This is a genomic window from Micromonospora olivasterospora (assembly GCF_007830265.1).
Lineage (GTDB): Bacteria > Actinomycetota > Actinomycetes > Mycobacteriales > Micromonosporaceae > Micromonospora > Micromonospora olivasterospora.
Genome location: NZ_VLKE01000001.1, coordinates 54,277 through 80,919, shown reverse-complemented (window position 1 = coordinate 80,919; position 26,643 = coordinate 54,277). Strand labels below are relative to the sequence as shown.

23 protein-coding genes are annotated in these 26,643 nt (G+C 73.8%); 12 read left to right on the top strand and 11 right to left on the bottom strand.

Going from position 1 to position 26,643, the window contains the following annotated elements; genetic code table 11:
* Positions 1-21 precede the first annotated feature (21 nt).
* The 9 genes from JD77_RS00250 to JD77_RS00215 are packed head-to-tail and all read right to left on the bottom strand — an operon-like array spanning position 22 to position 8,612.
* Positions 22-1,236 carry a class I SAM-dependent methyltransferase gene (locus tag JD77_RS00250; RefSeq protein WP_145777344.1) on the bottom strand — a complete coding sequence of 405 codons (1,215 nt, stop codon included), beginning with the start codon at positions 1,234-1,236 and terminating at the stop codon, positions 22-24.
* Between the two features lie 5 nt (positions 1,237-1,241).
* Entirely contained in the window at positions 1,242-2,366 is a 1,125-nt protein-coding gene (locus JD77_RS00245) for a DegT/DnrJ/EryC1/StrS family aminotransferase (RefSeq protein WP_145772524.1), read from the bottom strand.
* An 11-nt stretch (positions 2,367-2,377) separates the two neighbouring features.
* Positions 2,378-3,376 (bottom strand): NAD-dependent epimerase/dehydratase family protein, encoded by a 999-nt coding sequence (locus JD77_RS00240; protein ID WP_145772523.1) that lies wholly within the window; start codon positions 3,374-3,376, stop codon positions 2,378-2,380.
* The gene (locus JD77_RS00235) at positions 3,373-4,725 is read right to left on the bottom strand and encodes a nucleotide sugar dehydrogenase (RefSeq protein WP_145772522.1); all 1,353 of its coding nucleotides are present in this window, start codon (positions 4,723-4,725) and stop codon (positions 3,373-3,375) included. Before JD77_RS00235 ends, JD77_RS00240 begins: the two co-directional genes overlap by 4 nt.
* On the bottom strand, positions 4,709-5,878 hold the full coding sequence (locus JD77_RS00230) for a nucleotide disphospho-sugar-binding domain-containing protein (protein ID WP_145772521.1): 1,170 nt from the start codon (positions 5,876-5,878) through the stop codon (positions 4,709-4,711). The genes JD77_RS00235 and JD77_RS00230 overlap by 17 nt, the downstream gene beginning before the upstream one ends.
* A 29-nt stretch (positions 5,879-5,907) precedes the next feature.
* Positions 5,908-6,408 (bottom strand): GNAT family N-acetyltransferase, encoded by a 501-nt coding sequence (locus tag JD77_RS31720; protein ID WP_170286328.1) that lies wholly within the window; start codon positions 6,406-6,408, stop codon positions 5,908-5,910.
* Entirely contained in the window at positions 6,405-7,226 is an 822-nt protein-coding gene (locus JD77_RS31715) for a sulfotransferase-like domain-containing protein (protein ID WP_170286327.1), read from the bottom strand. The genes JD77_RS31720 and JD77_RS31715 overlap by 4 nt, the downstream gene beginning before the upstream one ends.
* Positions 7,213-7,869, bottom strand: coding sequence for a M20/M25/M40 family metallo-hydrolase (locus JD77_RS00220; RefSeq protein ID WP_170286326.1), 657 nt, complete (start codon positions 7,867-7,869; stop codon positions 7,213-7,215). The genes JD77_RS31715 and JD77_RS00220 overlap by 14 nt, the downstream gene beginning before the upstream one ends.
* A complete protein-coding gene (locus JD77_RS00215) occupies positions 7,857-8,612 on the bottom strand; it encodes a M20/M25/M40 family metallo-hydrolase (RefSeq protein ID WP_145772518.1) in 756 nt (251 codons plus the stop codon). Before JD77_RS00215 ends, JD77_RS00220 begins: the two co-directional genes overlap by 13 nt.
* 123 nt (positions 8,613-8,735) lie before the next feature.
* Between JD77_RS00215 and JD77_RS00210 the strand changes: the two genes are divergently transcribed.
* Positions 8,736-9,218, top strand: coding sequence for a LysE family transporter (locus JD77_RS00210; protein ID WP_145772517.1), 483 nt, complete (start codon positions 8,736-8,738; stop codon positions 9,216-9,218).
* On the top strand, positions 9,215-9,475 hold the full coding sequence (locus JD77_RS31710; RefSeq protein WP_170286325.1) for a LysE family translocator: 261 nt from the start codon (positions 9,215-9,217) through the stop codon (positions 9,473-9,475). The genes JD77_RS00210 and JD77_RS31710 overlap by 4 nt, the downstream gene beginning before the upstream one ends.
* Before the next feature lie 42 nt (positions 9,476-9,517).
* On the opposite strand, the gene JD77_RS00200 is transcribed toward JD77_RS31710, so the two are convergent.
* Positions 9,518-10,720, bottom strand: coding sequence for a DUF885 domain-containing protein (locus JD77_RS00200; RefSeq protein ID WP_246140463.1), 1,203 nt, complete (start codon positions 10,718-10,720; stop codon positions 9,518-9,520).
* A 291-nt stretch (positions 10,721-11,011) separates the two neighbouring features.
* On the opposite strand from JD77_RS00200, the gene JD77_RS00195 reads away from it, so the two are divergent.
* From JD77_RS00195 to JD77_RS00185, 3 genes are all read left to right on the top strand, one after another.
* Entirely contained in the window at positions 11,012-12,598 is a 1,587-nt protein-coding gene (locus tag JD77_RS00195; RefSeq protein WP_145772516.1) for an MFS transporter, read from the top strand.
* A 75-nt stretch (positions 12,599-12,673) separates the two neighbouring features.
* Positions 12,674-13,843, top strand: coding sequence for an FAD-dependent monooxygenase (locus JD77_RS00190; protein WP_145772515.1), 1,170 nt, complete (start codon positions 12,674-12,676; stop codon positions 13,841-13,843).
* A 47-nt stretch (positions 13,844-13,890) separates the two neighbouring features.
* Positions 13,891-15,030: a class I SAM-dependent methyltransferase gene (locus JD77_RS00185; RefSeq protein WP_145772514.1), complete on the top strand. Its 1,140-nt coding sequence runs from the start codon at positions 13,891-13,893 to the stop codon at positions 15,028-15,030.
* 143 nt (positions 15,031-15,173) lie between these two features.
* Here JD77_RS00185 and JD77_RS00180 read toward each other — a convergent pair whose 3' ends face one another.
* Positions 15,174-17,639 (bottom strand): ATP-dependent Clp protease ATP-binding subunit, encoded by a 2,466-nt coding sequence (locus JD77_RS00180; protein ID WP_145772513.1) that lies wholly within the window; start codon positions 17,637-17,639, stop codon positions 15,174-15,176.
* Positions 17,640-17,890: 251 nt separating this feature from the next.
* Here JD77_RS00180 and JD77_RS00175 point away from each other — a divergent pair, with 251 nt between their 5' ends.
* From JD77_RS00175 to JD77_RS00145, 7 genes are all read left to right on the top strand, one after another.
* Complete coding sequence (locus JD77_RS00175; protein ID WP_170286324.1) at positions 17,891-19,822, top strand: AfsR/SARP family transcriptional regulator; 1,932 nt, start codon at positions 17,891-17,893, stop codon at positions 19,820-19,822.
* Between the two features lie 424 nt (positions 19,823-20,246).
* Complete coding sequence (locus JD77_RS00170) at positions 20,247-21,449, top strand: DUF6004 family protein (protein ID WP_145772511.1); 1,203 nt, start codon at positions 20,247-20,249, stop codon at positions 21,447-21,449.
* Between the two features lie 129 nt (positions 21,450-21,578).
* Positions 21,579-22,478, top strand: a complete 900-nt coding sequence (locus JD77_RS00165) for a class I SAM-dependent methyltransferase (protein WP_145772510.1) — start codon at positions 21,579-21,581, stop codon at positions 22,476-22,478.
* Positions 22,478-23,116: an NHL repeat-containing protein gene (locus tag JD77_RS00160; RefSeq protein ID WP_145772509.1), complete on the top strand. Its 639-nt coding sequence runs from the start codon at positions 22,478-22,480 to the stop codon at positions 23,114-23,116. The genes JD77_RS00165 and JD77_RS00160 overlap by 1 nt, the downstream gene beginning before the upstream one ends.
* 5 nt (positions 23,117-23,121) lie before the next feature.
* Positions 23,122-24,408, top strand: coding sequence for an ABC1 kinase family protein (locus JD77_RS00155; protein WP_246140462.1), 1,287 nt, complete (start codon positions 23,122-23,124; stop codon positions 24,406-24,408).
* A 160-nt stretch (positions 24,409-24,568) separates the two neighbouring features.
* Entirely contained in the window at positions 24,569-25,357 is a 789-nt protein-coding gene (locus JD77_RS00150; protein ID WP_145772508.1) for a hypothetical protein, read from the top strand.
* The gene (locus JD77_RS00145) at positions 25,354-26,640 is read left to right on the top strand and encodes an aminotransferase class V-fold PLP-dependent enzyme (protein ID WP_145772507.1); all 1,287 of its coding nucleotides are present in this window, start codon (positions 25,354-25,356) and stop codon (positions 26,638-26,640) included. Before JD77_RS00150 ends, JD77_RS00145 begins: the two co-directional genes overlap by 4 nt.
* Positions 26,641-26,643: the final 3 nt, after the last annotated feature.

Below are 26,643 nucleotides of genomic sequence, written 5' to 3'. Positions count from 1 at the left end.
GACCGGGTGCCGCGGGCCGGGTCAGAGCACCTGCACCCGCGGCACGTAGACGATCCAGCGCCCGCCCCGCTCGGCGAAGTCGCGCTCCTTCGCCATGATCTCCTCGGCGTGGTTCCAGGCGAACAACAGGGCGAAGTCCGGGTACGGCGCGCGGAACGCCTCCGGCGGCGCGATCGGGATGCGCGCGCCCGGCACCACCCGGCCCTGCTTGGCGGGCGTGGAGTCGCAGATGAACGGCAGCAGCGCCGGCCCGATGCCGCAGTAGTTCGTGACCGTCGTGCTCTTGCCCGGCGCGCCGTACCCGACGACCCGCCGGCCCTCGGCGGCCAGCCGCTCCAGGGTGGCCACCAGGTCGGTCCGCACCCGGCGCACCGCCTCGGCGAACCGCTCGACGGTGCGCGGGTGGGCCAGCCCGGTGGCCCGCTCGCGGTCGAGCCACTGCTCCACGGCGGGCGACGGCCGCCGCCGGCCCGGCCGCGCGAGGGTGTAGCGCAGCTCCCCGCCGTGCAGGGGCGTGGGCGCCACGTCGACCAGCTCGAAGCCGAACCGGCGGGCCAGCTCCCGCACCGAGCGGACGGTGAAGTAGAAGACGTGCTCGTCGTAGATCTGGTCGAACGCCGTCCGCTCGACGATCGTGCCCAGGTAGGGCTCCTCGAACACGAACACGCCGTCCGCGGTGAGCAGGGTGTCGACGCCGGCCAGCACCGAGCCCAGGTACGGCAGGTGGCAGATCGTGTTGGCGCCGAACACCACGTCGGCGGGGCCGTGGACGGCCCGGACGGCGGCGGCCGTACGCGCCTCGAACCAGTCGGTGAGCACCCGCACGCCCCGCGCCGCCGCGAGCGCCGCCACCTCGGCGGCCGGGTCGACGCCCAGGTGCCGTACGCCGGCGTCGGCGATCGTGCCGAGCATGACGCCGTCGTTGCAGCCGACCTCCACCACGAACGGGTCCGGCCCGGTCAGCTCGGTGCGCAGCAGGTCGCGCGCGGCGCGGGCGAAGTGCTCCCGGTGCAGCGCCGACCCGGAGGCCCGGTACGGGTACTCGTCGTGGTATTTCAGCTCCCGCGGCACCTCCGTGGTGAGCTGCACCATCGTGCACCCGCCGCAGGCGCCGACGGCCAGCGGGAACAGCGGCTCCTCGGCGGCCCGCCCGGGCGGGACGAACCGGTTCGCCGAGGGCTGCCGCCCCAGGTCCAGGAACTCGGTCACCGTGCCGCCGCAGATCCGACAGTCCATCGTGGTCACCAGCCCGCCCTGATCGTCCGCACGACGTGCTCCCGGTCCCGCTCCGACAGCCACCAGCCGACGGGGATGTGCACCATCCGCTCGTGGACCCGGTCCAGCCCGGGCAGGTCGGTGGCGGCGTCCCTGACGCAGCTGTGGGCGTCGTTGCGCCGGATGACGACGCTGGTCATGATCCCCGCCGCGGTCATCCGGCGCATGAACGCCGGCCGGTCGCGCACCTTCAGCGGGTACAGCCAGTACGACGACTCCCGGTCGGGGCGTCGCTCGGTCAGCTCCACCCCGGCGACGCCGGCCAGCTCCCGGTCGTAGTAGGCGGCGTTGTCCCGGTGGGCGCGGACGTTGGCGTCGACCAGGTCGAGGTTCGCCAGGCCGATCGCGGCCTCGATCTCGTTGAGGTGGAAGTTGTAGCCCCACTCCGCCACGTCGTAGTCGCCGTGGACCCGGTCGGCCGAGCGGTCGATGCCGTACCAGCGCAGCAGCCGGGCCCGCCGGTACGTCTCGTCGTCCGCAGCCACGAGCAGGCCGCCGCTGCCGCAGGTGAGGTGCTTGATGGCGTGGAAGCTGAACACGCAGAGGTTGCCGTGGTTGCCCAGCGGGCGCCCCTCGAACGTCGACCCCCAGGCGTGGGCGCAGTCCTCCACCGCGGCGGGCCGGTGGCCCCAGGCGGCCTCGGCGCGGTCGAGGATCGTGGCGAGTCGCCGCAGGTCGACGGGGTAGCCGCCCCAGTGCACCACGACGACCGCGCGGGTGGCCGGCGACAGCTTGCGCTCCAGGTCGTCGAGGTCCACGTTGAGCGAGGCCGGGTCGACGTCCACCCAGCGCAGGCGCAGCCCGTTGGCGAGCACGGCCCAGTTGGACGCCTCGAAGGTCAGCGGCGTGGCGAGCACCTCGTCGCGGCGGCGGCCGTCGCCGCCCGGCCGGTCCGCGACCAGGCGCAGCGCCAGGTGCAGCGCCGAGGACCCGCTGTTGACGGCCGCCAGGTAGGGGTTGCCGACGCGGGCCCGCAGCGCCCGCTCGAACTCCTCCACCACCGGCCCGTGCCCGACGAGTCCGCTGTCGATCACGCGGGCCACCCGGGCCGGCACCTCGGGGGACATCGCCGGCCTCAGCAGCGGGATCATCGGCCGCCCGCTCACGTCCGGGCCCCGGCGTCCGCGACCGGCGAGTCCGTCCACCACGGGCTGCGCCGGGCCCACTCGATCGTGCGCCGCAGCCCCTCGGGCAGGGGCGTCGCGCAGCGGAACGACAGCAGGCGCCGGGCCTTGCCGACGTCCGGGACGCGGCGGGGGATGTCCTCGTACCGGCCGCCGAGGGCCCGGTCGGTGTCGACGGGCAACGGCGGGGTGTCGACGCCGGCCAGCTCGCCGGCGAGCCGGACCAGCTCGGCCACGGTCGTCTCCCGGTCGCTGCCGATGTTGAAGACCTCGCCGTCGGCGGCCGGGTGCGCCGCCGCCAGCAGCGTCCCGGTAACCGCGTCGTCGACGTACGTGAACGCGCGCGTCTGGGCGCCGCCGTCGTACAGCAGCGGCGGCAGGCCCCGCAGCAGCCGGTGCACCGTCCCGCTGACCACGTAGGCGGGCCGCTGCCGGGGCCCGTAGACGTTGAAGTACCGCAGCACGGTCGTCCGCAGCCCCAGCTCGCGGGCGAAGGCGAGGGTCAGGTGCTCGGCCAGGGCCTTGCTGGTGGAGTACGACCACCGGTCCGTCGCGGTGCTGCCGAGCACCCGGTCCGCGTCCTCCGCCCAGGGCACCGCCGGGTTCCGGCCGTACACCTCGCTGGTGCTGGCCACGACGACGCGGGCGCCGACCTCGAGGGCCCGTTGCAGGACGGCGCGGGTGCCGAGCAGGTTGACGTCGATCACGTCGAGCGGCGAGCGGAGGTAGCGGTCGACGCCCACCATCGCGGACAGGTGGTAGACGGTGTCCACCTCGTCGGTGACCAGCCGCCGCAGCGCGGTCGGGTCGCGGATGTCGCCCGTGACGTGTCGCACCGCCGACGGGTCACAGTCCAGGTCGGGCGGCGGGGGAGCGAGGTCGTAGCTGACCACCCGCCGGCCCGCGCGGGCCAGGCGTTCGACGAGGTGGCTGCCGAGGAACCCGGAGCCGCCGGTGACGACGTCGAGCGGCCTCACCGCCCCACCCCCCGGTACGCGTAGCCGAGCCCGAGCAGGTCGGCGATCGTGGGCGGGGGCAGGTGCAGCCGCCCGTCGAAGACCAGGCACGGCATGGCGACCCTGTCGCGCAGCGCGACGTAGTCCAGCTCCCGGTACTGCCGGTGGCCGGCGAGCACGGCGACGCAGTCCGCGCCGGTCACCGCCTCGTCGAGCGTCGGGACGGGGCGCTGGCCGAAGCACGCCCGCACCTCGTCGGGGTCGGCGAGCGGGTCGTGCAGGCGGATCGCGGCGCCCGCCGACCGGAGGGTGTCCACCACGCCGCGCACCGGGGTGTGGCGCAGGTCCCCGGTGTCGTTCTTGTACGCCAGGCCGAGGACGGCGACGGTCGACGCGGCGGGGTCGCTGCCCAGCCGGGCCAGCTCGGCGGCGATGAGCGCGCCGCAGCGCGCCGGCATCGCGTCGTTCACCCGGCGCGCCGTGGCCACCGTCTCGAGCTCCACGCCGTGGGCGTCCGCCGCCCGCCAGGCGATCCACGGGTCCTTGGTCAGGCAGGAGCCGCCGACGCCGACGCCGGGCAGCAGCAGGTTCACCCGGCCCGTGCCCTTGGGCAGGGCGTTCGCCGCCCCGACGACCTCCAGCACGTCGGTGTCGTACGCCGCGCAGAACCGGGCCAGCTCGTTGGCCACCGCGATGTTGACGTCGATCCACCAGTTCGTGGCCAGCTTGACGATCTCCGCGGTCTCCGCGTCCGGCACGACGTGGACCGGCACGTCGAGGGCCTCCTTCCAGAACGCGACGGCCGCCGCGGCACTGTCCGCGTCGAGCCCGCCCACCACCACCGGCAGCTCGCGCAGGTCCCGCAGGGCGGTCCCCTCGGCCAGCCGCTCCGGGCAGTACGCCAGGCCGAAGTCCCGCCCCTGCCGCAGCCCGCCGCCCTCCAGCAGCGGGGCCAGCACCCGGCGGGTCGTACCGGGCGGGACGGTGCTCTTGACGACGACGAGTTGCCCCGCACGCAGCCGCGGCGCCAGCGCGCGGCAGGACTGTTCGAGGTGGTCCGCGACCACGGCGCCGGCGTCGCCCAGCGGGGTGCCGACGGTGAGCACGACGACGTCGGCGTCGGCGACGGCGCCGTACCCGGTGCTCAGCCGCAGCCGGGGCGAGTCCCGTAGCGCGGCCAGCACCTCCGCCAGACCCGGCTCGCGCAGCCGGCACCGGCCGGCGCGCAGCTCCGCGACCAGCGCCGCGTCGGTGTCGATGCCGGTCACCGTCATCCCCCGGCCGGCGAGGGTGACGCCCAGGCAGGCGCCGACGTGGCCGAAGCCGACGACGGCCACCCGCAGCGGGCGGCGGTCAGTGAAGAACCGCATGGCTGCCGTCCACCGTTCCCTGCCGCACCAGCAGGTCCTCGAGCCAGGCGACCGTGTCGGCGGGCGTCGGCAGGGCCAGGTTCTCGGCCCGCACCCGCCCGGTGGCGGCGCGCAGCCCCTCGTCGGTCAGCAGGCGTCGGATCAGGGCCGCGTCCACCTCGGCGGGACCGGCCACCAGGCCGGCCCCGCTGCGGCGCAGCGCCTCGCCCATCAGCGGCCGGATGGTGTCGCCCGGGGCCAGGATCACCAGTTGCGGCACGCCGTGGGTGATGGCCGTCAGCATGGTGCTGGCGCCCCCGTGATGGACGACGGCCGCGCAGGTGGCCAGCAGCGGGTCCAGCGGCACCCACCCGGCGGCGCGGACGTTGGGCGGCAGCGGGCCCAGCGGCGCCGGGTCCAGGTGGCCCAGCGCGAGCACGAACTCCGCGTCCACCTCGGCCGCGGCGGCGACGAGCGGTGCGAGCTGGCCGATCCCCTGCCGCTGCGGGGCGATCGTGCCGAGGGTCACCGCGACGCGGGGGCGGTCCGGCCGCCGCCGCAGCCAGTCGGGCAGCACGCCGCCGCCGGTGTACGGCACGAACCGGGTGAACCGGCCCTCCGGCTCGCCGGTCATCATGCCGGGCGGCATGTACTCGAGCGTGGCCACCGGCGGGGCGACCTCGGTCACGCCGAGGGGGCGCCACACGTCGGCCAGGTGGGCGGCCGTACGCTCGTGCAGCCCGCGGCTGCGGAACACGCCCAGGATCTGCTGCACGGCGGGCGCGCCCGCGGCGGCGGCGGCGATCAGCCCGGCGGTGCAGGCGTGGTCGAAGAGCACCAGGTCGGGCCGCCAGCGCCGGGCCAGCTCCACCGCGCCGGCCACCAGCGGCCGGTTCACCGCCGCGAAGTGCGCCGCCCAGTCCGCGGGGTCGCGCATCGGCCGCTGGACGACGGCCGCCAGCTCCGGGTTCTCGCGCAGCGCCTGCCCCATCGCCGCCATCAGGTCGAGCCCGGGCGCCGGGTCGACCACGGTGAGGCCGGAGGCGGCCGCCCTGTCGGCGTGCTCGGCCACCGCCACCAGCACGTCGTGCCCGGCGGCGCGGAACGCCCAGGCCAGCGGCACGAGCGGGTACAGGTGGCCGACGCCGGGCACCACCACGAACAACACGCGCATGAAGAGTCCTCTCTGCCGCCGGGACGTCCCTACAGGAGCAGCTGGAAGAACAGGCAGTCGACGTACTCGCCGTCGATGTGGACCAGCTCGGGCATGTGGCCCACCTGGGTGAAGCCGAACCGCTTGGCGAACGCGATGCTGGCCTCGTTGTTGGACCACACGCGGTTGACCAGCGCGTGGAAGCCGCGCCGCCGCGCCTCGTCGATCATGAACACCCGCAGCGCGCTGCCGACGCCACGGCCCCGCCAGTCGCGGTGCACGTACGTGGAGAAGGTGGCGGTGCGGTGGAAGCAGGGCTTCTGGTCGTACGGCGCGAGCGTCACCCAGCCGCGCACCCCGCCGCCCTCCTCGGCCACGAACACCCCGTACGGGTGGTGGTGCCGGTCGAGCCAGGCGTGCCGGCCGTCCTCGGGGACGTCGCTCAGGTCGCAGGTGGCGATCCGGTCCCGCACGGCCTGGTTGTAGACCTCGGTGATCGCGGGGACGTCGGCGTGGGCGGCGGGGCGCACCGCCCCGGCGAACCGGCTCACGGCAGTCGCCCGGCGAGCGACGGGCCGGCGGGGGCCGGGCCGACGGCGTGCGGGTCGCGCATCGCCCGCCGGTACACGTCGAGCCACTCGGCGAGGTGCGGACGCAGCGGCGCGGGGACGTCGTCCGGCCCGGGCGGCCGCTCGTCGTCGGCGACGAACCGGCTGCTGGACAGGGCCCGGTCGTACCAGTGGCGCTGTTCCGCGCCGAGCTGGCCCAGCGGCAGGCCGGCGCGCGCGGGCCAGGACAGCAGGTCGGGGGTGAAGCCGAGGCCGAGCTGGCGGCAGAGCACCGGCAGCAGCGCGGCCGGCCGGCGCCGCAGCGCGGTGAACTCCACCACGACGTACGGCACGGCGGTGGCGCGCATCAGGTCCAGCGCGGCGGCCAGGTCGGGCCATCCGGACTCGACGGCCGGGAAGGCGGCGGGCTGCCCGGCCAGTGCCCGCTGCCGGGCCCGGGACCGCACGGCGAGGCGGGGATCCCGGACCGGGACGACGACCGGCAGCGTCGCGGCCCGCAGCAGGTCGGCCAGGCCCGCGCCGGCCTGGAAGGTCATCTCCTTGACGACCAGGCCGGTCGCGCCGGGCCGCCCGACCTCCAGCGGCTCCGCCAACGCCGCGCGCGCCGCCGCCGGTCCCGCGCCCCGGTGGTACGCCCGGTCGTACGGCTCGTGGACGTACCAGCGGAACGCCGGGTGCCGCCAGAACGCGCGGGCCAGCGCCGTGGAACCGCACCGGGGCGGCGACAGGATGACCAGCACCGGGCAGAAGCGTGCCGGCGCGACAGTCGGCGGCGCGTCCGCCTCCTCAACCAGGGACACCCGCCCCCCTCTCCGTCGCCGGCGACGTGTCCCGGCCGGCCGTGGCCAGCAGCTCGATCAGGCGGGCGACGATCCGGACGCCGCGTAGCAGGTACGAGACGCGCATGTACTCGTTGGGCCCGTGGTGGTTCTGGTCCGCCGGGGCCAGCGGCACCATGACGGCGGGGACGCCGAGCTGGCGGGTGAAGACGTGGTCGGGCGTGGTGCCCGCGAGGCTGGGCACCCGGCGCGGCCGTTCGCCGACGCACTCGGCGACCGCCCGCTCCACCAGGTCGGCGTACGGGTGGTCGATGGGGGTGCGCGAGGGCGGTTGCCCGAACAGCTTGCGCACCGTCACCTCGGGGTGTTCCGCGGCGGCGAAGCGGGCGATCGCGGCCACCACCTCGTCGGGGTCCTGCTGCCCGACCAGGCGCACGTCGGCCTTCGCGGTCGCCGAGGTGGGGATCAGCGACTTCACACCCGCGCCCGTGTGGCCGCCGACGATGCCGGAGACGGTGAGGCTGGGGCGGCAGAGCAGCCGCTCGTAGTACGACTCGCCGAACCGGGCGGGCAGCGCCTCGGTGCCGACCCGGGCGCGGAACTCGTCCGGGTCGAACTCCAGCCCGTCCAGCGCCGCCCGCTCGGCGGCCGTCAGTCGGGGCACCCCCGTTCCAGGCCCGGGACCCGCAGGTCGCCGTTGGGCGCGACCATGGCGGCGAACAGCCGGGCCAGCGCCAGGATCGGGTTCGCGACCACCCCGCCGAAGTTCCCGGAGTGCAACGGCACCGCCGCTCCGGCGGCGTGGAACTCCAGGGCCACCCCGCCCCGGGCGCCGAACAGCAGGGCCGGCCGGTCGCCGGGCAGCATCGGGCCGTCCGAGTAGACGCACAGGTCCGCCGCCAGCTCGGCCCGGTGCCGCTCGACGAACCAGGGCAGGTGGCGGCTGCCGTACTCCTCCTCGCCCTCCAGCAGCACCTTCACCCGCACGGGCAGGCCGCCGGCCGCGCGCTGCCACCACTGCACCGCGTTCAGGTACGCCAGGAACTGTCCCTTGTTGTCGCCGGCCCCGCGGGCGTAGACCCGGTCCCCGCGAACCAGCGGCTCGAACGGGTCCGACCGCCAGCCCGGCTGGTCGTCGACGGGGAACACGTCGTAGTGGCCGTACGTCAGCAGGGTGAACGGCGCGTCGGGCGGCCCGCCGTGCGCGTACACCACGGGGTGTCCGGGGGTCTCGTGCACCGCGACCTCCAGGCCCGCCTCGGCGCACTTGGCGGCGGCCAACTCGGCCATCCGCCGGATGTCGGGTCCGCCCGTGACGGCCACCCCCGGCACGCGCAGGAAGTCGAGGTACTGGCCGATCAGCTGGTCGCGGTGTGTGGTGAGAAACGAGTCAACGTCGCTGGGCACGCCACACACGTCCTTCCGGAGTGGGCGACAGGGGGCGGCGGGATAATCACGCGCCTGACATCAAACTTGATAAAAGAATAGCATTCTGGGAAGGTCGCGCAAGGCTCACGGGAGGCGGGGTCGATGCCCACCGACTATCCGGCGTACCTGGTCCTCGTCGTGCTCGTGGTGCTCGCGCCCGGCCCGGACCTCGCCATGATCGTGCGCAACAGCGTGGTCGCCGGCCCGGCCGGCGGGCTGCTCACCGGCTGCGGGACGGCCACCGGCCTGCTGCTCCAGGGCGCGGCCGTGGCCGGCGGCGTGGCCGCCGTGGTGGTCCGCACCGGCTGGGCCCTGCGGGCGATCCAGGTCGCCGGCGCGCTCTACCTCGCCTACCTCGGTGTCCAGGCGGTACGGTCGGCGCTCGCGGCCCGCCGCGACCCCGGCGCGGACGGCGGCGGCCGGACCCCCCGAGAAGCGGGCGCGGACAACGGGCGGTTCCCTCGCGACCCGGACGCGGACGGCGGCGTGCCGCGCTCGGGCGGGCCGGGAGACGCACCGACCGGCCGGGGCCGCCGCCCCTCGACCCAGTCGGCGCGTACCGGCAGGGGCTGCTCGCCAACGTGACCAACCCCAAGGTGCTCGTGTTCTACCTGTCCGTGCTGCCGCAGTTCGTCGCCGCGCGGCAGCCGGTCCTGCCGCAGTTGTCGGTGCTGGTGCTGACGCACGTGCTGGTCGGGCTCGGTTGGGTGGCGGTGGTGGTGCTGCTGCTGGAGCGGACCCGGGCGGTGCTGCGGCGGCCGGGCGTACGCCGGTGGCTCGAGGCGGGCGTCGGCGTCGTGTTCCTCGCCCTGGCCGCCCGGCTGCTGCTGGTCCCCGGGTAGGGCACGGCGGGGCCGGCCGACCCGCCCCGGCCGGGCGGCGGGTCACGTCGGGGCGGCCGCCTCCGCCCGCAGTTGCGACGGCAGCAGCGGCTCGGCGAGCAGCCGGCGGTACCGCGCCGCCGGGTCGCCCGCGCCGGCGAGCCAGGACCGGACCAGCCGGGACCCCTCGATGTAGGTGACGGTGTAGGCCCGCCAGAGCGGATCGGTCAGGAACCGCACCATGTGCCGGGCACGCTCCTCGCCGACGAGCATCCAGCGCCGCAGGTACGCCACCACCTCCTCGGGGTCGGCGCCCCGGTCGTGCAGCATGATCGCGGCGTCCTGGCGGGCCGCCAGCAGCGTCGTCGTGTGCGGCAGCAGCCGTTCGACCAGCTCGCCGTCCAGCCGTAGCCCGACCTCGGCGAGCACGCCCTGCGTCCACGGGCCCCAGCCCGCGCCCAGGGCGACGTGCAGCGCCACCTCGGCCATGCCCTCGGCGAGCAGGCACTGCGGGGTGTTCACCAGCGCGATGGTCTGCTCCGCCTGCCCGCCGGCCCGCACCAGGCCGGCCTCCTTGACGCAGTGCTCCGTGTGGTGCCCCGGGTAGACCTCGTGCGTGGCCAGGTGGGGCAGCGCGGACATGCCGTGGCCCGCGTCGGCGTTCAGCGTCACCAGCGAGTGGAAGCCGCCCTGGTAGCGGTTGAACGCGTTCCAGGGGCGGTCGCCCACCACCTCGTACTCCACCGACTCCCGCTCCGGCAGGAGGAACCGGTCGCGGGCCACGGCGCGCAGCCGGCCGGAGACGGCCCGGACGGCGTCGCCCAGGCGGCCCGCCGGGATGCGGTCCCGCTCGTGGAACGCGGCGAGGCGGGCGCGCAGGTCGCCGGGCCCCGGCAGCAGCGCGGCGATCTCGTCGTGCCCGGCCGCGTACCGGTCGGTGTCGGTGAGGGCTATCTCCACGTCGAAGTACGCCTCGACCTCGGCGTGGAACCCGATGTCGGTGCCGGCCAGGCGGCGCGCCGAGCACTCCAGCGCCCGGGCCTGCGCGGTCAGGAAGCGCCGGCGGTCCTCGGCGAGCTCCGCTCCGGCCAGCGCGGCCCGCAGCCGGGACGCGTCCCGCGCCAGTCGCGCGGGCTCCGGGGTCGGTTCGTCCTGCACCTGCCGCCAGAGTCGTTCGTCGCCGAACCAGCAGTCGACGAAGCCGTCGACCAGTCGGCCCAGCCGGAGGCCCAGCAGCAGGTAGTCGCGGATCACCGGATCGACCACGGGGACCTCCAGAGCAGCGCCGTCCACAGTGTCGGTATGTGACTCTAAACCAAAACCGAGCCGTTCTCGGCACCCGCCGGCGCGTGTGGAGCGCTCACCGGGGCGTAGCGACTGCTATCGTTTAGTGAACGGCCCGACGTGTGCGCCGTGCCGCTCGCGGCCCATCCAGGGCTCGTGGCGTGGGCGCGCCCCCGGGCCGGCTCAGGTGACGACGCACGCCCATGCCCTCCGCCGGCTGGTCGGCCCCGCCGACCGGCTCTCCGGCCCGGCCCCCGCACAGAGGTGAACCGCATGGATCAGAAGGTCGAGCAGGACCCGCCCGGCACCGGGGAGCCGCCTCCGGAGGAGACCGTGTCGCGGGCCGCGTGGGTCGGCCTGTTCACCATGGCCCTCGCCGTGACGCTGATCAGCCTCGACATGTCCGTGGTGACCGTGGCGAACCCGGCCATCGCCGCGGATCTCGACACCACGCTGTCGCAGCTCCAGTGGGTGACCACCGGCTACCTGCTGGCCTTCGCCGCCAGCCTGGTCGTGGCCGGCAAGCTCGGCGACCGGTTCGGCCACCGGCTCGTCTTCCTCGTCGGTATGGCCGCCTTCATGGCCAGTTCCGCCCTGGTCGGCCGGGCACAGAGCGTCGAGGCGCTGATCGCGTGGCGGGTCGTCCAGGGCGTCGCGGGCGCCACCCTGATGCCCAGCGCGTTGGCGATCCTGCGGCTCACGTTCCCCCCGGGGCGGCTCAAGACGGCCATCGGCGTCTTCATGGGCACGTACGCGGTCGCCGGGGTGTCCGGGCCGTTCGTCGGTGGCGCCATCGTGGAGCTCGCGGACTGGCGCTGGGCCTTCTACGTCAACGTCTTCGTCGGTGCCGCCGCGCTGCTGGCAGTGCTGCTGCTGGTCCGGCCGACCCCGCCGGAGGGGGCCGAGCGCGCGTTCGACATGCCCGGCATCGTCCTGCTCACCGGCACCCTCCTCGCGCTCGTCTGGAGCGTCGACCGGGTCACCGAGCACGGGTGGACGGGCGTCCAGCCGCTCGTCGGCCTCGCGCTCGCCCTGCTGCTCGCCGTGCTGTTCGTGCTGCGGGAGCGCCGCACCGACGAGCCCGTGATCCCGCTGTCGCTGTTCCGGGCGCCGCCCGTGATCGCCGGCACCATCGCGGTCGTGGTGGCCGGCGCCCTCATGTTCGGCAGCTGGTTCTACCTGGCGCTGTACATGCAGCACGTCCGGGGGATGAACGCGATCCAGGCCGGGCTCGGCCTGCTTCCGCTCGCCGCGATGACGATCGTGGCCGGCCCGATCGCCGGCAAGTTGAACGAGCGGTTCGGGCGGCGGGTCCCGCTGCTGGTCGGCTCGCTGGCGATGGCCGTGGGCTTCTTCGGCCTGGCGCAGCTGTCCACCTCGTCGTCGTACCACGCGCTCTGGCCGTTCCTGATCCTTATCGGCGGCGGCATGAGCACGATCTACCCGGTCGCCACCGAGGCGATCATCGCCAGCGCGCCGCCCAGCCTGGCCGGCGTCAGCTCGGGCATGTCGGAGACCGCGGCGAGCGTCGGCCCGGTCCTCGGCGTGGCGACCATCGGCTCGATCATGTTCGTCAGCGTCGACGCGGCGCTGCCCGACCGGCTGGCCGAGGCCGGCGTGCCGGACGACGTGGCCGCCGACATCGCCGACGCCGGCGCCGTCGTGGCGCAGGGCAGCCTTCCGGTCGCCCCCGGCACGCCCGCCGCGTTGGCCGAGAGCATCGTCGCGAAGGCCCAGGAGTCGTTCGTCGTGGGTCTGCAGACGTCGCTGACCGTCGCCGCCGTGGTGACGGTGGGTGTCGCGCTGCTGACCCTGCTCATCAAGACCGAGGACCGCACGGAGGCCGCCACGCCGGAGTGACGGGGCGGGCACACCACGGGGCCGACAGGGGAGGGGCCGAATCGTGGCAGAACATCAGGAGGTGCCCGGGCGGCGCTGATCGTCGGCGCCGGGATCGCGGGGCTGGCCGCCGCCCTGCGGCTGGGTCGCAGCGGCTGGGACGTACTGGTGGTGGAGAAGGCGCCGGGCCCGCGCGGCGGCGGCTACGTCGTCAACTTCTCCGGCGTCGGGTACGAGGCCGCCGGCCGGCTGGGCATCCTGCCCGACCTGGAGCGGGCGGAGCAGCCGACGCCGGAGCTCGTCTACGTGGACGAGAGCGGCCGGCGGGTCGCCGCGCTGCCGCCCGAGGCGCACGCCGCCCTGGTCGGCGGCGCCTCCGTCACGCTGCTGCGCGGCGACCTGGAGGCGGCCCTGCACCGGGCGCTGAGTGACCGGGCCCGGCTCAGGTTCGGCACCACGGTCACCCGGCTCGACCAGGACGACGACGGGGTCGACGTCGGGTTCAGCGACGGCACCGACGGCCGGTTCGACCTGGTCGTCGGCGCCGACGGGCTGCACTCGCAGGTCCGCGCCGCCGTGTTCGGCCCGGAGGAGCGTTTCCGGGCCGATCTCGGGCACGCCGTGATCAGCTGCCTGCTGCCCGAGCCGCCCCGCGCGGCGCGCCTCGACGCCGCCCAGTCCGTCGGCGTCGGCCTCGTCGGCAGGGGGGTCGGGATCACCCCGACGGCGGACGGCCGGTGCGCCGCCTTCTTCGCCTTCCGGACGGACGACGTGGAGCGGGACCTGCGCGAGGGGCCCGTGCCGACGCTGCGGCGGGTGTACGGCGACCTGGGCTGGGTCGTCCCCGACCTGTTGACGGCGGTGGCGAAGGAGGACTCGATCTACTTCGACCGGATCTGCCAGATCCGGATGGAGCGCTGGCACCAGGGCCGGGTGGTGCTGCTGGGCGACTCGGCGTGGTGCGTCAGCCTCTTCGCCGGGTCCGGGTCGTCCCTGGCCGTCGGCGGCGCCGAACTGCTCGGGGACGTCCTGGACAGGCACCACGGCGACCCCTCCGGCGCCCTGGCGGCGTGGGAGGCGGAGTTCCGGCCGCTCGTGCTGTCCCGCCAGCGCGAGGCACTGCGCGCCACCGCCATGTTCGTCGCCCCGAACGCGACCGCGCTGTGGCTGCGGACGATGGCGTTCCGGCTCTCCGGGAGCCGCCCCGTCCGCTGGGCGGGCCGGCGCTTCTTCGGCAACAACCGCCGGGCGGCCGCCAGCAGCTGACAGCGTCCCGGCCCATCCCTCATACGCGACGAGCGATTGGACAGCCGATGGACCCCACCACCCTGCTTCTGGCGGCCGCGGAGACCCGGGACGGCGACGTGGCCGGGGCGATCGAGCGGGTCGGCGCCGAGGCCGCCGCCCGGGCGGTCTTCGACGAGGTCCTCTTCCGGGCCCGGCTCGACGAGATCGCCGCGCCCGACGGGGCCGCTACCGTGCTCACCCTCGTGCACGACGGGGCGGAACACCGGTTCCCGGTGCCGAACCCGTCGGCGTACCCCGATCTGCCGCCGGTCGTCATCACCCAGGGCCTCGCCGAGTGCGTTCGCGCGCTGTACGGCCCGCGGGAGTCCGTGACGGACGGCACGCGGACGGTGCGGTGGCCGGGGGCCGAGGTGGTCGAGCGCGAGTACGCGAAGAACCCGCCGCCGGCGACGTGGGCGGCGCCGGTGCAGCGCCTGCTGGACGTGCTGGACCGGCGCGACGCCCCGACGCTGAGCAGGCTCGCGGTGTACACCGGCACCGACAAGTGGGGCCCGCTGCACCAGTACGCGCTGCCGTACGAGCAGCACCTGGCGTCCTTCCGGGACCGCCGGCTGACGGTCCTGGAGATCGGCGTGGGCGGCTACGAGGACCCGACGGACGGCGGCGAGTCGCTGCGGATGTGGAAGCACTACTTTCCCCGCGCGCTGGTGTACGGCCTGGACGTGGTCGACAAGCAGGCGGTGGACGAGCCGCGGGTGACGACGTTCCGGGTGGATCAGGCCGACCCGGACGCGCTCCGGGCGGTGGTCGAGCGGATCGGCCCGCCGGACATCGTCGTGGACGACGGCAGCCACGTCAGCGCCCACGTGATCAGCTCGTTCACCACCCTGTTCCCGCTGCTGCGGCACGGCGGGCTGTACATCGTGGAGGACGTGCAGACCTCGTTCTGGCCGTTCCTGTTCCAGGGCAGCGAGGACGACCTCAACGACACCGCCTACACGCTCGGCTTCCTCAAGCAGCTCGTGGACGGCCTGCACCACCAGGAGTACCTCCGGGCGGACACCTGGAAGCCGCTGCCGACCGACCAGACCGTCCGGGGGGTGCACTTCTACCACAACCTGGTGGTGGTGGAGAAGGGGCCGAACCGGGACGGCAGCCCGGTGGCCGACGCCCTGCGCGCCGGGGCGTGGACCAGCGACGACTGACCGGCTCGCGCGCACGCTTCCCCGGACGCGGCCCGCGCCGAGCAGGACGACCACGACCGCGATCTTGCGCTTTCGGCCCTCGGGATAGGGTGGTTTGCCGGATTTGCCGGGGCCACAAGTGCAAGATCGCGGAGGGCTCGTCGTTACTCGTCGGCTCCGCGGAAGACGAGTGTGGACTTGTCGGTGTTGTTGGGGTCGCCTTCGCAGTCGACGACGACGATCTGTCCGGGGGTCAGTTCGTTGAACAGGATCCGTTCGGACAGGTTGTCCTCGATGTCACGCTGGATCGTGCGGCGCAGCGGCCGGGCGCCGAGGACGGGGTCGAAGCCCTTCGTGGCGAGGTACTTCTTCGCGTTGTCGGTCAGCTCGAGGCCCATGTCCTTGTTCCGCAGCTGGGTCTCGATCCGGGCGATCATGATGTCGACGATCGACAGGATCTCGGTCTGACGCAGCTGGTGGAACACGATCGTGTCATCGATACGGTTCAGGAACTCCGGCCGGAAGTGCTGCTTGAGCTCGTCGTTGACCTTCTGCTTCATCCGGTCGTAGTTCGACTCCTGGTCCTCCGACGCCTGGAAGCCCAACGACACGGCCTTGGCCACATCCCGGGTGCCCAGGTTCGTGGTCAGGATGATCACCGTGTTCTTGAAGTCCACGATCCGTCCCTGACCGTCGGTGAGCCGACCGTCCTCCAGGATCTGCAGCAGCGTGTTGAACACATCCGGGTGGGCCTTCTCGATCTCGTCGAACAACACCACCGAGAACGGACGCCGGCGCACCTTCTCCGTCAGCTGCCCACCCTCGTCGTAGCCGACGTACCCGGGAGGCGCACCCACCAGGCGGGACACCGTGTACCGGTCGTGGAACTCCGACATGTCCAACTGGATCAACGCGTCCTCCGAGCCGAACAGGAACTCGGCGAGCGCCTTGGACAACTCGGTCTTACCCACACCCGACGGGCCGGCGAAGATGAACGACCCCGACGGCCGCTTCGGGTCCTTCAACCCGGCACGCGTACGACGGATCGCCTTCGACACGGCCTTGACCGCGTCCTCCTGACCGATGACCCGCTTGTGCAGCTCGTCTTCCATCCGCAGCAGCCGAGAGGTCTCCTCCTCGGTCAGCTTGTACACCGGGATACCGGTCCAGTTACCCAGCACCTCGGCGATCTGCTCGTCGTCAACCTCACTGACGACGTCCAGGTCGCCGGCCTTCCACTCCTTCTCCCGCTGCGCCTTCTGACCCAGCAACTGCTTCTCCTTGTCCCGCAACTGGGCGGCACGCTCGAAGTCCTGCGCGTCGATCGCGGACTCCTTGTCCCGACGCACCTGCGCGATCCGCTCGTCGAAGTCCCGCAGGTCCGGCGGCGCCGTCATCCGGCGGATCCGCATCCGCGCACCCGCCTCGTCGATCAGGTCGATCGCCTTGTCCGGCAGGAACCGATCCGAGATGTACCGGTCGGCCAGCGTGGCGGCGGCCACCAGCGCGGCGTCGGTGATCGACACCCGGTGGTGCGCCTCGTACCGGTCCCGCAAACCCTTCAAAATCTCGATCGTGTGGGCCAACGACGGCTCACCCACCTGGATCGGCTGGAACCGCCGCTCCAACGCCGCGTCCTTCTCCAGGTGCTTGCGGTACTCATCCAGGGTCGTCGCGCCGATGGTCTGCAACTCGCCGCGGGCCAGCATCGGCTTCAGGATGCTCGCCGCGTCGATCGCACCCTCCGCGGCACCCGCACCCACCAGGGTGTGGATCTCGTCGATGAACAGGATGATGTCGCCGCGGGTGCGGATCTCCTTGAGGACCTTCTTCAGGCGCTCCTCGAAGTCACCGCGGTAGCGGGAACCGGCCACGAGGGCACCCAGGTCGAGGGTGTAGAGCTGCTTGTCCTTCAGCGTCTCCGGCACCTCACCCTTGATGATCTTCTGGGACAGGCCCTCCACCACGGCGGTCTTACCCACACCCGGCTCGCCGATCAGCACGGGGTTGTTCTTCGTGCGGCGGGACAGCACCTGCATGACCCGCTCGATCTCCTTCTCCCGCCCGATCACCGGGTCGAGCTTGCCCTCCCGGGCAGCCTGGGTCAGGTTCCGACCGAACTGGTCCAGCACCAGGCTGGTCGACGGGGCGGCCTCACCCGTCGCGGTACCCGCCGCCGCCGGCTCCTTACCCTGATAGCCGGAGAGCAACTGGATCACCTGCTGCCGCACCCGGTTCAGGTCCGCACCGAGCTTCACGAGGACCTGCGCGGCGACGCCCTCACCCTCACGGATCAGACCGAGCAGGATGTGCTCCGTGCCGATGTAGTTGTGCCCCAGCTGCAACGCCTCACGCAGCGACAGCTCCAACACCTTCTTCGCCCGCGGCGTGAACGGAATATGCCCGCTCGGCGCCTGCTGGCCCTGGCCGATGATCTCCTCGACCTGCTGACGCACACCCTCCAGCGAGATGCCGAGGCTCTCCAGGGCCTTGGCCGCCAGGCCCTCACCCTCATGGATCAGGCCCAACAGGATGTGCTCCGTACCGATGTAGTTGTGGTTGAGCATCCGGGCCTCTTCCTGGGCCAGGACGACAACCCGTCGCGCTCGGTCGGTGAACCGCTCGAACATGGGACCACCCACTGCCTGACATCGACGCGATAGCTATAGATTTCGATAGTAACTTATCGTTTCCTGCCGGAGTTGGGCGTCCGTGCTCGCGGTGCGGGCGGCTCCCGGCCGGGCCGCGTGCCGAAATGCGCTCATGGATATCGATAAGTTGGTCGGTATGCTCGGTTGAGACTCCAGGTAGTGTCACGAACACTCTTGGTGTTTCTCCTGGCCCCCCACGACGAATGGCGGTTCCGGTGTCGGATGCGGCGTTGCGTCTTCAACTCCTCGGGCCGCTCCGGCTGACCAGAGACTCAGTCGCCGTCGACCTGGGTCCCACCAAGCAGAAGGCGCTGTTCGCGGCGCTGGCCGTGCGGGCCGACCGCGGCGTCGCGGTCCACGAGCTCCAGGGGGTGATCTGGGGCGAGGAGGCCCCGGCGCGGGCGCGCCAGCTCATGCACACCTACGTCGCCCGGCTACGGCAGATCATCGAGCCCGACGCTCCCCGCCGCGGCCGGACCAACGTCATCGCCTCCACCTCCGACGGTTACGTGCTGCGGATGGACGAGCGCGACGTCGACCTCGGCGTCTTCCGGGACCTCGTCGGTCAGGCGAGGGGGCGGCTGGTGCGCGGCGAGGCCGTGCCCGCCCTCCGGCTCTTCGGGCGTGCCCTCCAGCTCTGGCGGGATCCGCTGCTCGGCGAGCTGAGCGCGCTGCTGGGCCGGTCCGTGGAGGTCGAGGCGCTCCGGTTGACCTGGGCCGACGTCGCCCTCGAGTACGTGGACCTGGGGATACGGGTCGGCCGCCCGACGGAGGTGCGGCAGGTCGCCGCCCGGCTGGCGGCGGTGGAGCCCCTCGACGAGCGGGTCCAGGCGCACTACCTGACCGTCCTGGAGCGGACGGGGCGACGCTCGCCGGCCCTGGCCCACTTCCGGAAGGTGCGTGACCTGCTCCGCCAGGAGTTGGGTGTCGAGCCGGGGCCCGCGCTCCAGGTGGTGCACCGCCGGCTGGTCGACCCGACGACCCATCCGGCCGGCGCCGCGCGTGTCGGCGCCGAGGCCGACCCGACGACCCGCCCGGCCGGCGCCGCGCCTGTCGGCGCCGAGGCCGACCCGCGCGCCGTGGCCCGCGTCGTCGGTGCCGGCGACCCGGCGGGGATCGGCGACCCGGCGGGGATCGGCGACCCGGCGGGGATCGGCGACCCGGGGCGCGCCGACGACCTGGTGCACCGGGACGCCGACCTGCGCGTGGTGCTCGACCTGCTCCGGCGGCACCGTCTGGTCACCCTGGCCGGGCCGCCCGGCTGCGGCAAGTCCGCCCTCGCCCGGGTGGTCGGACGCCGGTTGCGGGACTCGTTCGCGCACGGGGTCGTGGCCGTGGACGTCGCCGACCTCGCCGACCGGGCGCAGCTGTGCGCGCGGGTGTGCGACGCGCTGGGTGTCCCGGCCGCCGGGCCACCGGCCCCCGGTGGGCCGGCGGCCCTGCTCCTGCTGGACAACGCCGAGCACCTCGTCGACGCCTGCGCCCTGGTGGTGGACACCATGCTGCGCGATCCCGGGCCGCTGCGGGTCCTGGTGACCTCCCGGGAGCCGCTGAACCTGCCGTACGAAGCGGTCCGGCGGCTGTGGCCGCTGCCCCTGGCTGCCGGCGACCGGCCCGCGCCCGGGCCGGCGGTCGACCTGTTCGGCCGCCGGGCGGCGCAGACGCGGCCCGGCTTCCGCGTCACGGCCGGCAACCTTCCCCTCGTCGAGCGGATCTGCCGGCGCGTGGATGGGCTGCCACTGGCCCTGGAGATGGCCGCGGACTACCTGGCCGACAGCTCCCTGGAGGCCGTGCTGCGCCAGCTCGACGCGCCGCTGGCCCGGCTGCGGCCCACCGTGCGCCGCGGGTCCACCGGTGGCCGCTCGCTACGCTCGGTGTTGGAGCGGAGCGTGCGGACGCTGACCCCGGCGGAGCGGTGGGTGTTCACCCGGCTCGCCGTCCTGCCGCCGGTGTTCGACGAGGAGGAGGCGGGGCGGCTGTTCCCGCGGTACTCGTCGTCGGACGGGGTGGACGTCGCCGGGGCGCTGGCCCGGCTGGAGGAGAAGTCCCTCCTGTTGCCGGAGCCCGGTGGGCCCCGCCGCCGGCACCGCTGCCTGAACCTGTTGCGTCGGCTCTCGACCGAGCTGAACGCCGCCGAGGCGCCCGGCGCCGATCCGCGCTGATCCCGGCCGGCGCCGAGCCGCGCTGATTCCGAACGGCGCCGAGCCGCGCTGATCCCGGCCGGCGCCGAGCCGCGCTGATTCCGGCCGGCGCCGAGCCGCGCTGATTCCGAACGGCGCCGAGCCGCGCTGATCCCGGCCGGCGCTGCGCCGCCCCGCCGCCGACGCGGCGGCGGTCCCGCCTGCCCCGCCGGTTTCGCCGTGGCCGCCCGGCGTCCGCCCTCGCCGCCCGTCCCTGCCCGGCGCCCGCCCCCGCCGGGGCGGACGGCTGTGCCGCCCGCGATGTGCATCCACGGGGGAGATAGGCGGAGAGTGATTGACAGCTTGCTATAAAAACATATAGCTTTCGGGCGCGGGTCCGGTCCCGGGCCCGGGCCGGGACAGGTTGCTCCCGGTGACCGGTCAGCGCCCTACGGAGGTGTACGGGGTGAGTGGAGTACGGGAGACCTACGAGTCGTTGAACCTCGAGCCGAAGCCGATCCGGCCGCATATTCTGGCGGCCGCGACGGTGGTCTTCGGTGAGGACTACTACTCGGGTCGACGCGAGACGATCAACCTGTCGGGCTTCGTGCAACTGAACAAGTGGCCGATGCCCGGCTTCGAGCACCGGGTGGACGAGAAGGGCTACGCGGAGTTCGAGACGGAGCTGATCAGCGCCCCGGAGGTGGGCATCAAGGGCTTCAGCTACGAGCTGGACGACCGGATCCAGGTCCTGTCGAACCCCTTCCTGCCCAACAGCGGGCACGTGCGGCAGATCGTGCCGGGCAAGAACTTCCCGGCCGAGTTCTACATCCGCCGGTTCGGCATCCTGGAGTCGAGCACGCTGCGCCTGGCCCACCGCAACGTGATCGACATCTACGGGGTGGTGGACAGCGTCCCGCCGTTCAAGAAGCCGCTGACAGGCCCGTACCTGGGCAAGCCGCGCGGCGACGGCCCGTTCGACGTCATGCAGGCGCCGAACGTGGTGCGGGGCACCACGCTGCCGGAGGCGTGGTACCCGGCGAACGACGAGAACCAGCCGGTGGGCATCACGCCCAACCTGTTCTTCGCGCCGAGCGCCGGTCCCTGCATGTCCATGCTGGTCGACCCCTCCATGATCATGCAGACCTCCATGGAGGGGCAGATCGAGGTCGAGGTCAACGGCAGGACCGTCCGGATCGACCTGGCCGGTGACTACCGGAACGCCGCCGGTGCGGAGGTGCTGCTCTTCGGCCCGGAGAAGCACGACGAGGGCGCCGGCGTCCTCGCGCAGCTCGCCCGCGTCGCCATGGTCGGGCACAGCCCCGAACTCGGCGGCCGGGTCATGCTGCGGGCCAGCTGGCCGCGGGTCTCCGGCGGCACGCTCGGCGACGGCAACGAGGACAGCCTCAGCCGGGTCAAGTTCCCGAGCGAGCTGCACATCGACGCCGAGTTCGAGCTCGTCACCCCGAGCCAGACCCTGTACGCGGCCAACGCCGTGCACATCAACGGCAAGCTGCGCGACATGGAGGCCACGGGCACCGAGCTGCGCCTGGAGGCCGGCGACACCGCGCTGGTCACCACCGACGAGCAGCCCAGGGCCCGCCTCACCGGCGTCAACCTGGTGATGCGGGACGCGGTCGTCGGCGAGACCGCGGCTGTCAACGTCTGAACCACTTGACGACATCTCGGCCTGTCGATTAACTAAGAAATCCGATAGCGCCAGGTGTCTGGTGGCATCCCTCCCGGGCCGGTCCCCTCAGGGCCCGGGAGGGATGCCACGTGACATGGGGAGGACACTGTGGACCAGCGCCTGCTCCTGATGCACCAGACGATGCTCGCCGACGCTCCCCGCCTGTCCGCGTACGACCGGGCCCTCGAACGGTCGATCGACCCGGGCGACGTGGTGGTGGACGTCGGCGCGGGGACGCTCGCGCTGTCCCTGCTGGCCCTGCGCCACGGCGCCGGCCACGTGTACGCCGTGGAGGCCGACCCCCGGATGGTCGAGGTCGCCGCCCGGATCGTCGAGAGCAACGACCTCAAGGACCGGCTCACCCTCGTGGCGGGCGACGCCCGCACCGTGCGGCTGCCGCAGCCGGCCGACGTGCTCGTCTCCGAGATGATGGGCAACCTCGGGCCGGAGGAGCAGATGGCCGAGGTGCTCGCCGTGACCGCCCGCCGGGTGCTGCGGCCGGGCGGACGGGTGGTGCCGCGCCGGCTGGTGACCCGGCTGGCGGCCATCGAGTTCGACGGCGAGGGCTGGGGGCTGTGGGGCGGCGACTTCCTCGGCTACCGGCTCGACGCCGTGCAGGACCTGGTCGAGCCGCAGGCGCACCTGCACTTCTTCCAGCGGGAGCCGCGCCTGCTCAGCGATCCGGCGCCCGTCGCCGACTCGGCGCTGGGCCGGTCCGGCTCCACCCGACCCCGGTCCAGCCAGCGGCTGCGGGTCGTGCGTCCCGGCACCCTGCACGCCGTGATGGGCTGGTTCACCGCCGACATGGCCGACGGCGTCGCCCTGTCGAACTTCCCCTCGTACCCGGGGTGCAACTGGGCCGTCTGGATCTGGCCGCTGCGCCACACCCGGGTGGCCGAGGGCGACGAGCTGCGGGTCGACCTGCGCCGCCCGCGCAACGCGGCCGGGGCGCGGGTGGTCACCGACTGGCGCCTGGACTGCGGGATCGTCCGGGCGGGGAGGTCCTGATGCCCTTCGCGGCCGGCACGGTCCGGGACATCCCGGTCCGCGCGTTCAAGCTCTGCGGGTTGACGTGGTTCGGGGAGTTCCTGTGGTTCTCCGAGGCGGTGTCCAACCAGATCATGGCCCTGGATCCGCACACCGGGCTGGTCGAGCACCGGATCCCGTGCCCGGAGGTGCGCACCGACCTGACCACCCTCGACGGGTACCTGCTGCAGGTGTGCGGGGAGCAACGCTGCCTGCGCGGGCTGAACCCGGCCACCGGCGAGGAGGTTACCGAACTGCCCAACCCCCGGCCCGGGCACCTGCTGCGGGGGCTGGAGGCCACCCGGCACGGGCTGTGGCTCGGGTACGAGGACCTGCGCCTGGTGGAGCTGCGCGACCCGCGCGGGATGGGGCTGATCGACACGTTCCCGGTCCGCCACGGCGTCGCCGGGCTCACCGTGTCGGACAGCTACCTCGTCTACGCCGACTACGCCGCCGCCACCATCAACGTCTACGACCTGCGGGAGCGCCGGGAGGTCGCGGCGTACTCGGTGGCGGGCAGGCCGACGGGGGTGACCTGGGACGGCAGCCGGATCTGGTACTGCGACCACGGCACCCTGCAGCTGCGGGCCATCGACGTGCCCGGCCTCGTGGGGAGTTGAGACCAGTGGCGGGCAGGGTCGCGCTGGCCGTCCGGGCGGCGCACACGGTGGTCGTGAGCCTCGGCGTGCTGGTGCCCGCCGTCGTCTCCGCGGCGGTCCTCGCGGCGGTACGGGGGCGCGAGGCGGGGCTGCGGCACGTGTACCGCCGCTCGACCGGGCTGCTGATGCGGCTCGGGTCCACGTTCGTCAAGGCGGGGCAGGTGCTGGGCACCCGGCGGGACCTGCTGCCGCCGGCGTTCTGCGACGAGCTGTCGGTGTTGCAGGACGCGGTCGCGCCGCTCGACGACGCCGGCACCCGGCGCGCGCTCGTCGAGGCGTACGGGACGGCGGAGCCGGACCTGTTCGCCGAGCTGGACCCGCGCCCGGTGGCCAGCGGCAGCGTCGCGTGCGTCTACCGGGGCCGGCTGCGCACCGGCGAGGAGGTGGCGCTCAAGTTGCGCCGCCCCGGCGTCGAGCGGCTGATGACCCTCGACCTGGCCCTGATGCGGGCCGGCGCGGCGGTGATGGCCCGGCTGCCGGTCTTCCGGGACGTGCCGGTGAACGAGGTGATGCGGCACATGTCCGAGGCGGTGCTCGGGCAGCTCGACTTCGCCCGCGAGGCGGGCAACCTGCGCCGGCTGCGGGCCGACCTGTCGGCCGTGCCGCGGGTGTGGGTGCCGCTGGTCCACGACGCGGCCTCCCGGCCCCGGTGCATCGTCATGGAGTACGTGCCCGACCTGGACGTCGACACCGCCCGCCGGTGCCCGCCCGTGCTGCGGCGGCGCTTCGCCTCCTCGGGGCTCACCGCGATCTACCACATGCTCTTCGTCGACGGCTTCGTCCACTGCGACATGCACCCGGGCAACCTCTACTTCACCCGCGGCGGCCAGGTGGTGGTGCTCGACGCCGGGTTCAGCGTGCAGCTCACCGAGCAACTGCGGCGGCTGTTCGCCGAGTTCTTCCTGAACATGTCGATCGGCCGAGGGCGGCACTGCGCCGAGATCGTGGTGCGCAGCGGCACCGGGCTGCGGCCGGACGCCGACGTGGCGGGCTTCCTCGTCAAGATGGCCGACCTGGTCGAGCGCAGCCACGGGCTGCCGGCCCGGGAGTTCAGCCTCATCGCGTTCGCCGCCGAGATGTTCGACCTGCAACGCCGGTACGGCGTGTACGCCGCCCCCGAACTCATTTTTCCGCTGCTGTCCCTGCTGGTCATCGAGGGCACCGTGCGCGAGCTGGACCCGGACATGGACTTCCAGGAGGTCGCCAGGCCGGTGTTGATGCGGGGCCTCTTCGGCCGGCGCGAGGCGGCGTGACGCCGGTCCGGGGCGGATCGAGGCTCGTAAGTTGCTTTAAGAAACGGTAGTGTGTAGACCGACTGGCCGGTCAGCCGGCGCGGGACCGCGGGTTCCGCGCGGCCGGGCCCGCATCGACGGGCGCCCGGGGCTCCGGCGTGAGCGACCACCGGGAGCGGCGATGGCGGAGTGCGAGTCGGGCGGGGCGCCCGACCTGGCCGCCGTCGCGCAGCGCTACGTGGACCGGCGCCCGTGGCTGCCCGGGCACGGCACCTCGCTGTCCCGGCTCGCGGAGGTGCCGGCCCCGCGATGCGAGGAGCTGGCCCTGCGCGTCGCCGCGGCATACGACCGGGCCGGCGGGCGGCCCGAAGCGGCCGCCCTCGCCGGGTACGTCCGCTTCGCGGCGGAGAACCTGGCCCAGTTCCGCGCCCTGACCGCCGCCGGGATGCGGGTGGTGCCGTGGCGGGGCCCGGGCCAGCCGTACCGGGACTCGGCCGACCTGCGCGAGCGGGTGCGCCGCACCCGCACCCTCGCCGTCTACCTCACCCGCGACGGGCACGGGCCGGGCCCGTCCACCGCCCCGCACCCGCTGCGCGAGCCCAGCCCCGTCACCGTCGACGGGGTGGTGTTCACCCACAACGACGTGTTCCGGGCCGTACACGACCTGTTCGGCCACGTCATGCTCGGCAACAGCTTCGGCCCGCGCGGGGAGTTCCGGGCGGCCTGGTGCCACCTGCGGATGTACTCCCGCCAGGCGCACCCGGTGCTCTTCGCCGAGCAGGTCGGCCAGATCTGCTGGTTCTTCTACGGCCCACACCTGCTCGGCGCCGACGGCCGGCCCCGCCGCCCCGGCGACCCCGGCTACCTGCCGCCGAGCCGCCGCCCCTACCCCGAGCAGAAGGTCACCCTGCTGGACGGGCGGCTGCTCGACGAGTTCACCAGCCTGTTCGACGGACGGGAGAGACCATGACCGGCACGACCTGGCAGGGCGACGTCGACCAGGGGGCGCTCCCGGCGACCGTCCGCGCGGACTTCCCCTTCTTCTCCAGCGCGGAGGGCGCCGGCCTGGCGTACCTCGACAACGCGGCCACCACGCAGAAGCCGGCCGCCGTGCTCGCCGCCGTCACCGACTACTACACCACCGCCAACGGCAACGTCGGCCGCGGCTACTACCGGCTCAGCATGACCTCCACCGACCGCTTCGAGGCCGCGCGGACGACCGTGCAACGCGCCCTGGGCGCCGAGCACCCCGACGAGGTGCTGTTCACCTCCGGCACCACGCACGCGGTCAACCTGCTGGCCGGCACGCTCGGCCGGCGGCTGGTCGGGCGCGGGGACCAGGTGCTGGTCACCGGCATGGAACACAACTCCAACCTGCTGCCCTGGCGGCGGCTGTGCGAGGAGGCCGGCGCGGAGCTGGTCGTCGTGCCGGCCGACACGGGCGGCACCGTCGGAGTCGACGCGTTCGCCGCGGCGCTCGGCCCGCGCGTACGGCTGGCCGCGGTGGCGCACGTCTCCAACGTCCTCGGCACGGTCAACCCGGTACGGGAACTGGTCGCCGCGGCGCACCGGCACGGCGTCCCCGTGGTGGTCGACGGGGCGCAGGCCGTGCCGCACCGGCCGGTGGACGTCCGCGCGCTGGGCGTCGACTTCTACTGCTTCTCGGCCCACAAGGTCTACGGGCCGATGGGCGTGGGCGTGCTGTACGGCCGCCGCGAGCTGCTCGCCGACCTGCCGCCGTACCAGGTCGGGGGCGGCACCGTGAAGGGCGTCGCGCACGACGAGCCGGTGCGCTACCTCCCCGGGCCGCCCCGCTGGGAGGCCGGCACCCCGGACGTCGCCGGGGCCGTCGGCCTGGCGGCGGCGCTGGACTACCTGGACGGCCTCGGCCGGGACGCGGTGCGCGCGCACGACGCCGCGCTGGTCCGGTACGCCGTGACCGCCCTGGGCGCGCTCGACCGGGTGCGGATCGTCGGCGACCCCGCCCGGGACCCCAGCGGCATCGTCTCGTTCGTGGTCGACGGCATCCACCCGTACGACGTGGGCGGGCACCTGGACCGGAACCGGATCGCGGTGCGCTGCGGGGTGCACTGCGCCAGCGCGTTCCTCGACGAGCTGGGGCTGCTCGGCACCGTCCGGCTCTCCTTCGGTGTCTACAACACGACCGAGGACGTCGACCGGGTCCGCGACGCCGTCGCCGGCGTGCGGCCCGGGTACTGGACCGCCGAGCACCCGACGACGCGGTTCCTCTGACGG

Bases quoted from the DNA above. Each gene is read 5' to 3' on its own strand.
- JD77_RS00250 (WP_145777344.1), bottom strand. From the start codon at position 1,236: ATGGACTGTCGGATCTGCGGCGGCACGGTGACCGAGTTCCTGGACCTG.
- JD77_RS00245 (WP_145772524.1), bottom strand. From the start codon at position 2,366: ATGATCCCGCTGCTGAGGCCGGCGATGTCCCCCGAGGTGCCGGCCCGG.
- JD77_RS00235 (WP_145772522.1), bottom strand. From the start codon at position 4,725: ATGCGGTTCTTCACTGACCGCCGCCCGCTGCGGGTGGCCGTCGTCGGC.
- JD77_RS00230 (WP_145772521.1), bottom strand. From the start codon at position 5,878: ATGCGCGTGTTGTTCGTGGTGGTGCCCGGCGTCGGCCACCTGTACCCG.
- JD77_RS00210 (WP_145772517.1), top strand. From the start codon at position 8,736: ATGCCCACCGACTATCCGGCGTACCTGGTCCTCGTCGTGCTCGTGGTG.
- JD77_RS00195 (WP_145772516.1), top strand. From the start codon at position 11,012: ATGGATCAGAAGGTCGAGCAGGACCCGCCCGGCACCGGGGAGCCGCCT.
- JD77_RS00185 (WP_145772514.1), top strand. From the start codon at position 13,891: ATGGACCCCACCACCCTGCTTCTGGCGGCCGCGGAGACCCGGGACGGC.
- JD77_RS00180 (WP_145772513.1), bottom strand. From the start codon at position 17,639: ATGTTCGAGCGGTTCACCGACCGAGCGCGACGGGTTGTCGTCCTGGCC.
- JD77_RS00160 (WP_145772509.1), top strand. From the start codon at position 22,478: ATGCCCTTCGCGGCCGGCACGGTCCGGGACATCCCGGTCCGCGCGTTC.
- JD77_RS00150 (WP_145772508.1), top strand. From the start codon at position 24,569: ATGGCGGAGTGCGAGTCGGGCGGGGCGCCCGACCTGGCCGCCGTCGCG.
- JD77_RS00145 (WP_145772507.1), top strand. From the start codon at position 25,354: ATGACCGGCACGACCTGGCAGGGCGACGTCGACCAGGGGGCGCTCCCG.